Below are 7301 nucleotides of genomic sequence, written 5' to 3' on the forward strand. Positions count from 1 at the left end.
CGGCAAGACCGTGCTGGCGGAGGAAGTCGCGAAAGCGATCAACGCGCCGCTTCTGACCTGGCACATCAAGTCCACCACCAAGGCGCAGCAGGGCCTCTACGAATATGACGCGGTGTCGCGGTTGCGCGACAGCCAGCTCGGCGACAGCCGGGTGTCCGACATCAGCAACTATATCAAGCGCGGCAAATTGTGGGACGCCTTCACCCATGAAAAGCGCCCGGTGCTGCTGATCGACGAGATCGACAAGGCCGACATCGAATTTCCCAATGATCTCCTGCTCGAACTCGATCGCATGGAATTTTTCGTTTACGAGACCGGCGAGAACATCAAGGCAAAACTGCGCCCGATCGTGATGATCACCTCGAACAACGAGAAGGAACTGCCGGACGCGTTCCTGCGCCGCTGCTTCTTCCACTACATCAAGTTTCCCGACGTCGACACCATGGAAAATATCGTCGACGTGCATTTTCCCAACATCAAGAAGCGCATGGTGGAAGAAGCGCTGCGGATCTTCTTCGAGGTCCGCGAAGTGCCGGGCCTGAAGAAGAAGCCGTCGACCTCGGAGCTGCTCGACTGGCTCAAGCTGTTGTTGAACGAGGACATCACCCCGGAAATGCTGCGCGAGCGCGATCCGCGCAAGCTGATCCCGCCGCTGCACGGCGCGCTGCTCAAGAACGAGCAGGACGTGCATCTGTTCGAGCGGCTGGCGTTCCTCAGCCGCCGGGAAGTGTAATGCGACGCCGAACGTGCCGGGACTTCCGCGCCGCCGCTTTCGGTCTCGATCCGGGACTTGAACAAGCAGGAAAAGGCCAGGGAAGATGAACGTTCAAAGCCAAATTCAGAAAGCTTCACCGGGCGCCACCGAACATTTCGACGTGCTGATCGCCGGCGCCGGCATCTCCGGGGTCGGCGCGGCCTATCATCTGACCACGCAGTGCCCGGGGACCACGTTCGTCGCCCTCGAAACCCAGAACACCTTTGGCGGCACCTGGAGCACGCATCGCTATCCCGGCATCCGCTCCGACAGCGACCTCCACACCTTCGGCTATCGCTTCAAGCCCTGGACCAGCGCGCCGATCGCGACCGCCGCCGAGATCCTGAAATACATGGGCGAGGTGATCGAGGAGAACGACCTCGGCCGCCACATCCGCTATCGGCACACCATCACCTCGGCGACATGGTCGAGCGCGGAAAATCTCTGGACCATCGACGCCATCCGGACCGATACCGGCGAGGCGCTGCGCTTCACCACCCATTTCTTCTGGATGTGCCAGGGCTATTACCGCCACGCGGAAGGCTATACGCCGGAGTGGAAGGACATGGCGAGGTTCAAGGGCCCGATCGTGCATCCGCAGAAATGGCCCGAAGACCTCGACTACAAGGACAAGCGCGTGGTCGTGATCGGCTCCGGCGCCACCGCTGCGACCTTGATCCCGGCGATGGCGAAGGATTGCGCGCATATCACCATGCTGCAGCGTTCGCCCACCTATTTCCGCACCGGCCGCAACGCCATCGAGATCGCCGAGCAACTGCGCCAGTTGCAGGTCGACGAGACCTGGATTCACGAAATCACCCGCCGAAAGATCCTGTTCGAGCAGGACGCCTTCACCCGCAAGACCTTTGAGGAGCCGGAAGCCGCGAAGAAAGACCTGCTGTCCGCGGTCGAGGCCTATCTCGGGCCCGACTACGACATCAAGACCCACTTCACGCCGAGATACCGGCCGTGGCGGCAGCGCATCGCCTTCATCCCGGACGGCGACCTGTTCCAGGGCATCAAGTCGGGCAAGGCTTCCGTCGTCACCGACGAGATCGATCGTTTCACCGAGACGGGCATTCTGCTGAAATCCGGTCAAATGCTGCAAGCCGACATCATCATCACCGCGACCGGCTTCAACCTCAGCGCCAATGGCGACATCGCCTTCGAGGTCGACGGCAGGCCGCTCGATTTCGCCGACACCGTGACCTATCGCGGCATGATGTTCACCGGCGTGCCCAACCTCGTCTGGGTGTTCGGCTATTTCCGCGCCAGCTGGACGCTGCGCGTCGACCTGGTCGCCGACTTCGTCTGCCGGCTGCTCAAGCACATGAAGCAAACCGGCGCCAGCAAAGTGACGCCGACGCTGCGGCCAGAGGATCACAACATGCCGCTGCTGCCGTGGATCGATCCGGAAAATTTCAACCCCGGCTACATGATGCGCGGCATGCATCTGCTGCCGAAGCGCGGCGACAAGCCGGAATGGCAGCACAACCAGGACTATTGGGCGGAGAAGGACGAGTTCCCGGCGATCGACCTGAAAGACCGGGCGTTCGTGTATGACTAATTGCGACCTGTCGCTGACCGCAAGTTCTACCGCTGCTCTTATTCGAGAGATGGCCACGCAGTATCACGTCCGTTATATCCCGACGCAGACTGACGTACTGGCCAACCAGATCACTCGCCTTGCCGGCGACTCTGTCAGGCTTGACGAGATCGAGTCCTTACCAATTGCCTTGCAGCGGGCCGGTCACATCACCCGGAGCGAGGTCGTACATCTTCAGGCCCGATATCTGCGTGAAGCCAAACGGTGACGTTTTGACCCGTTCGGCTGCCCTACGCCTGCTCCGCGAATCTCACCGCCTCCGGCGCGGCGCGGCCGCGGATCAGGTCGGATGCCTTGTCGGCGATCATCAGGGTGGATGCGTTGAGATTGGCCGAGATCATCCGCGGCATGATCGAGGCGTCGACCACGCGCAGGTTCTGCAGCCCGTGCACGCGCAGCTGGTCGTCGACCACGGCCCATGCGCTGTCGGCCGGCCCCATGCGGCAGGTGCAGCCGGGATGGAAGGTGGTGGTGCCGCGCTCGGTCGCCGCCGCCAGGAATTCATCGTCGCTCCGCACCTTGGGGCCGGGGAAATCCTCATAGGCGTAATACGGCGCCAGCGGCGCCGATTGCAGCAGCCGCCGCGCCAGCTTCATGCCGGCGACGACGACGCGGCGATCGAGCTCCTCCACGAGATAGTTGGTCTGGATGATCGGCGGCGCAAACGGATCGGACGAGCGGATGCGGACATAGCCGCGACTCTCCGGCCGCTGCTGCCAGGACGCCACCGTCATGCCGGGCTCGTCTTCGAGCTGGCCCTGCACGCCCTCCTTGTAGCTGGCGGGCGTGAAGGTGAGCTGCAGGTCGGAGCTCTCGGTGGTCTCGCCGGAATGCCAGAAGCAATAGACCATGGTCGGCGACAGCGACAGCAGGCCGCGCCGTGTGGTGGCCCACTTCAGCGCCTCCACCCAGAGGCTCAGTCCGCGCCGCAATTCATTGATCGTCCTGATGTTCTTGACGCGGGCGACCGAGCGCGGCGCGTAGTGATCCTGTAACCCCTCGCCGACGCCGGGCAGTGCGTGGCGCACCTCGATGCCCATCGACTTCAACAGTTCCGGCGATCCGACGCCGGACAATTGCAGCAGCTGCGGCGAGTTGTAGGTGCCGCCGGATAAAATCACTTCCCTGCTGGCGCGCACCTCCGTCGGCACGCCGCCCTTCCCGCCTTTGATGTAGCGGACGCCGACCGCGCGCTTGCCCTCCAGGATGATGTTGGTGGCATGCGCATGCGTGCGCACATGGACATTCGGCCGTTTGCGCGCCGGATGCAGGAAGGCGGTCGCGGCACTGACGCGCAGGCCGTTCCTGATCGTGCGCTGGGCGTAGGAGACGCCCTCCTGGATCGCGCCGTTGTAATCGGGGTTTTTGGGAATGCCGAGGCTGATCGCGCCCGCCATGAAGGCTTCGCAGAGCGGATCCTGCCAGTCCATGGTGGTGACGGTGAGGCTGCCGTCGCGCCCGCGATAGGTCTCGTCGCCCTCGCCGACCCGGCGCTCCAGCCGCTTGAAATAGGGCAGCACGTCCGGATAGCCCCAGCCGCGGTTGCCGAGCTGCGCCCAGGTGTCGAAATCCTGGCGCTGGCCGCGATTGTAGATGTGGCCGTTGATCGACGACGAGCCGCCCAGCGTCTTGCCGCGCGGCGCGTAGATGCTGCGGCCCCCGGTCCAGGGGCCCGGCTCCTGCTGGTAGGCCCAGTTGACGCTCTTCATGTGGAACGTCTTGATGAAGCCCGCCGGCAGATGAATGTAGGGGTGCCAGTCGCGGGGCCCGGCTTCGAGCACGCAGACGCTGGCGCCGGGATCTTCGCTGAGCCGGTTGGCGAGCACGCTGCCGGCGGAGCCGGCGCCGATAATCACATAATCGAAGGTTTCCATCGTGTCTTTTTCTTGCGCGGTCAGGGCGTTACTCGCGCCTTTTCGTTGAGTTGATAGTCGAGATGCGCCTTCACCGTCGGCCATTCGGCGGCGATAATGCTGTAGACCACGGTGTCGCGCAACGTGCCGTTGGGCGCGATCTGGTGGCTGCGCAAAATGCCGTCCTGCCTGGCGCCCAGGCGCTCGATGCCGCGCCGGCTCTGGTGATTGAAGAAATGCGTGCGGAACTCGACCGCGATGCAGCCGAGTTGTTCGAAAGCGTGCGTCAGCAGCAGCGATTTGCACTGGGTGTTGAGTGCACTGCGCTGCACCCGCCTGGCGTACCAGGTCGAGCCGATCTCGACCCGGCGGTTCGGCGTGTCGACATTCATGTAGGTCGTCATGCCGGCGATCCGGCCGTCGGCATCGAATACGGTCCACGGCAGCATCGAGCCCGCCGCCTGCAGGTGAAGCCGGCGGTCGATCTCCTTGCGCATGTCTTCCGGCTTCGGGATGAAGGTGTACCAGAGCTTCCAGAGCGCGCCGTCTTTCACCGCTTCGGTCAGACCGTCGACATGACCATGTGACAGCGGCTCCAGCCGCGCATGCGCACCGCGTAGCGTAACCGGTTCAAGCCAGGGCATGCAAAGCTCCCTCCCCGTCATTGCGGAGTCGCCCCACCCGTCATTGCGAGGAGCGAAGCGACGAAGCAATCCATTCTTTCTTCGCGCGGCGAGATGGATTGCTTCGCTGCGCTCGCAATGACGTTGATGGTCCTCGTTTTCGTCATCACTTGTTCAAAAAATTCAGCGCCAGCCCGGGCCGCGCCCAGTCCATCGCGATCAGCTCGCCCCTGCCCGACAGGGTGATGTAGGCGGTCTTCAGTTCGGGTCCGCCGAAGGCGATGTTGGTGGTGACGCGGTCGCCGGTCGGCACCTGCTCGACGAGGGTGCCGTCGGGCGCGATCACGGAGATGCAGCCCGAGATCAGGGTTGCGACGCAGACATTGCCCGAGGCCTCGACCGCGAGCGAATCGAACATCTGATAGCCGCCGAGGCCCGCGACCGGCTTGCCGCGCTCGCCGCGATAGATCACCTCGCGCGGCTTCACCGTGCCGGGCGCGGACAGATCGAACGCCCACAGCCGCGCCGTCGGCGTCTCCGCGACATAGACCGTGTTCTCGTCCGGCGACAGCCCGATGCCGTTGGCCGGCAGCATGCCGAACACGCCTTCGACGATCTCCGTCATGCCGGGCTTGATGTAATAGAAAGCGCCGACATCCATGTCGCGCGCGCGCCGCTTGCCGAGATCGGTGAACCACAGCCCGCCGTGCCGGTCGAACACCAGGTCATTCGGCCCTTTCAGGGGATGCGCGCCGCATTTGTCGACCACGGTCTCGACCTTGCCGGTTGCGAGATCGACGCGCTGGATCGAGCCGCCGATATATTCATGCGGCTCGGGCGGACCCGGCATGATGGTGTTGCGCGTCGGTACCCAGCTGAAGCCGCCATTGTTGCAGACATACATCTTGCCGTCGGGTCCGAGCGCAGCCCCGTTGGGGCCGCCGGGGATTTGCGCGACCACCTCCTTGCGGCCATCGGGCCAGACCCGCGTCAGCCGCCGGCCGCGGATCTCGACCAGCACCACCGATCCGTCCGGCATCACCACCGGGCCTTCCGGAAATTCCAGATCGGTGGCGAGAACGCGAATATTTGCCATGAAATCCTCCCGGCTTGCTTTTGGCCGCAGGCGGATTCTTGGTTCGATCCCGCACGCGACAATTCGTTGCGTCAATCTATGGCAAAGTCGATATCGCTTGCCAAGCCGGCGGCACGCGCGACAGGTATTACCGGAGCGAGCGATGACGGCGAAGGTTTCGTTTGCAAGCGCGGCTCCATGATCTCGCGGCGCGCTACGCCCGAGGTTTGCTGGAATTCCTCATCCCTCCAAATCGGAGGGAGCAGGGAATGCCGGGTGCACGCTGCACCCGCGGTCCCGTGTGCCAAATGCACTCGATAGCGCGGGGATGCCCAGACATGATGCGGACCGAGGCGCGATCGGTGGTCGACCGGCCTCTTAATGCGCGATGCGCGGCAGTGGCGGATGATGGGGCACAGCACCTGACACACAACGGTCGTCATTCCGGGATGCGCCACTTGGCGCAGGCCCGGAATCCATACTCACGATCGTGGTTATGGATTCTCTGATGTGCAATTGCACATCAAAGCTCGCGCTGCGCGCGCCCCGGAATGACGAGGGGGTTATAGGTCGACCACCACATAGAGCTTGTAGGGCGGGTTCTCTTTAACCCGCCATCTCGCATGGAGCGGCGGGTTAAAGAGAACCCGCCCGACGCAGCAGCCGTCGCTCCGCCAGATTGACGGTGAAGAAGAAGCAGCCTCCAGCCATGAAGTTGCGACGGTAGCCGGTCACGCAGGCGCGCTTGCGCGGTGAGGTAATCCTGCCGCCCTATTCCTTCACCGGGGAGATTACGGTGACAGGAGATTACGGTGACAGTGCACTTAACTCTGCTTCCGGTTCGCTTGAGGACGACGACGGGTCAATTAAGTGCACTGTCACTGTAATTCCGGGCATTCTGATCTTCTTCGCCAACATGGCACTTGCCTTCCTGCGCAGATGGCCTGCCGACTGAGGGCTCTCGGTTATCAATCCCGTGCTGGCACCCGGAGGAGAGAGTTCCTGTGTGGTTGCCTGTCAATATCGTCGACCGATTACCTCCAGATGGGACGTGGGACGTGACCCGGTTACACAGGGACGGGCAGAGCGTAGCCGCTCTGCCCGGGTATTTCAGGCATCAGCTTGTTCCGCGATTGCCAGGGCGGCGTCCACATCCCGAAGCATCGTTGCCAGCCGAGACTGCTTTTCATCGGTGCTCATAACTACTAAAATCAAGCGTTGTGGGCACCGTCTCACCTAGCGAGACAGCAACGTCACGGCACCGCCCGGACCGTCGCGCCAGCTTCCGGCAAGTGCGAGGTGATGCGATGAACGACACCGCCGATCACGGCATTCGCTTCGGGCGAATTGCTGCCATGCTCCCTGCAAGAGACATCGTAAGGGAAGGACT

General features: G+C 63.1%; 5 protein-coding genes. 2 read left to right on the plus strand and 3 right to left on the minus strand.

The window, feature by feature from the left end; genetic code table 11:
- On the plus strand, positions 1-733 hold a 733-nt coding region (locus tag WCE35_RS19695; RefSeq protein ID WP_424594995.1), incomplete at its 5' end, for an AAA family ATPase.
- Between the two features lie 85 nt (positions 734-818).
- Positions 819-2321, plus strand: a complete 1503-nt coding sequence (locus WCE35_RS19700) for a flavin-containing monooxygenase (protein ID WP_424594996.1) — start codon at positions 819-821, stop codon at positions 2319-2321.
- 269 nt (positions 2322-2590) lie between these two features.
- On the opposite strand, the gene WCE35_RS19705 is transcribed toward WCE35_RS19700, so the two are convergent.
- The 3 genes from WCE35_RS19705 to WCE35_RS19715 form a co-directional block, all read right to left on the minus strand.
- The gene (locus tag WCE35_RS19705; protein WP_424594997.1) at positions 2591-4234 is read right to left on the minus strand and encodes a GMC family oxidoreductase; all 1644 of its coding nucleotides are present in this window, start codon (positions 4232-4234) and stop codon (positions 2591-2593) included.
- A 20-nt stretch (positions 4235-4254) separates the two neighbouring features.
- Entirely contained in the window at positions 4255-4857 is a 603-nt protein-coding gene (locus tag WCE35_RS19710; RefSeq protein WP_424594998.1) for a GNAT family N-acetyltransferase, read from the minus strand.
- 145 nt (positions 4858-5002) lie between these two features.
- Positions 5003-5932 (minus strand): SMP-30/gluconolactonase/LRE family protein, encoded by a 930-nt coding sequence (locus tag WCE35_RS19715; RefSeq protein WP_424594999.1) that lies wholly within the window; start codon positions 5930-5932, stop codon positions 5003-5005.
- Positions 5933-7301 lie beyond the last annotated feature (1369 nt).

Origin of the sequence: Bradyrhizobium sp. (assembly GCF_049691595.1) — a bacterium.
GTDB lineage: Bacteria > Pseudomonadota > Alphaproteobacteria > Rhizobiales > Xanthobacteraceae > Bradyrhizobium.

Excerpts from the sequence above, each read along its gene's own strand:
- WCE35_RS19700 (WP_424594996.1), top strand. The coding sequence starts at position 819 with ATGAACGTTCAAAGCCAAATTCAGAAAGCTTCACCGGGCGCCACCGAA.
- WCE35_RS19705 (WP_424594997.1), bottom strand. The coding sequence starts at position 4,234 with ATGGAAACCTTCGATTATGTGATTATCGGCGCCGGCTCCGCCGGCAGC.
- WCE35_RS19710 (WP_424594998.1), bottom strand. The coding sequence starts at position 4,857 with ATGCCCTGGCTTGAACCGGTTACGCTACGCGGTGCGCATGCGCGGCTG.
- WCE35_RS19715 (WP_424594999.1), bottom strand. The coding sequence starts at position 5,932 with ATGGCAAATATTCGCGTTCTCGCCACCGATCTGGAATTTCCGGAAGGC.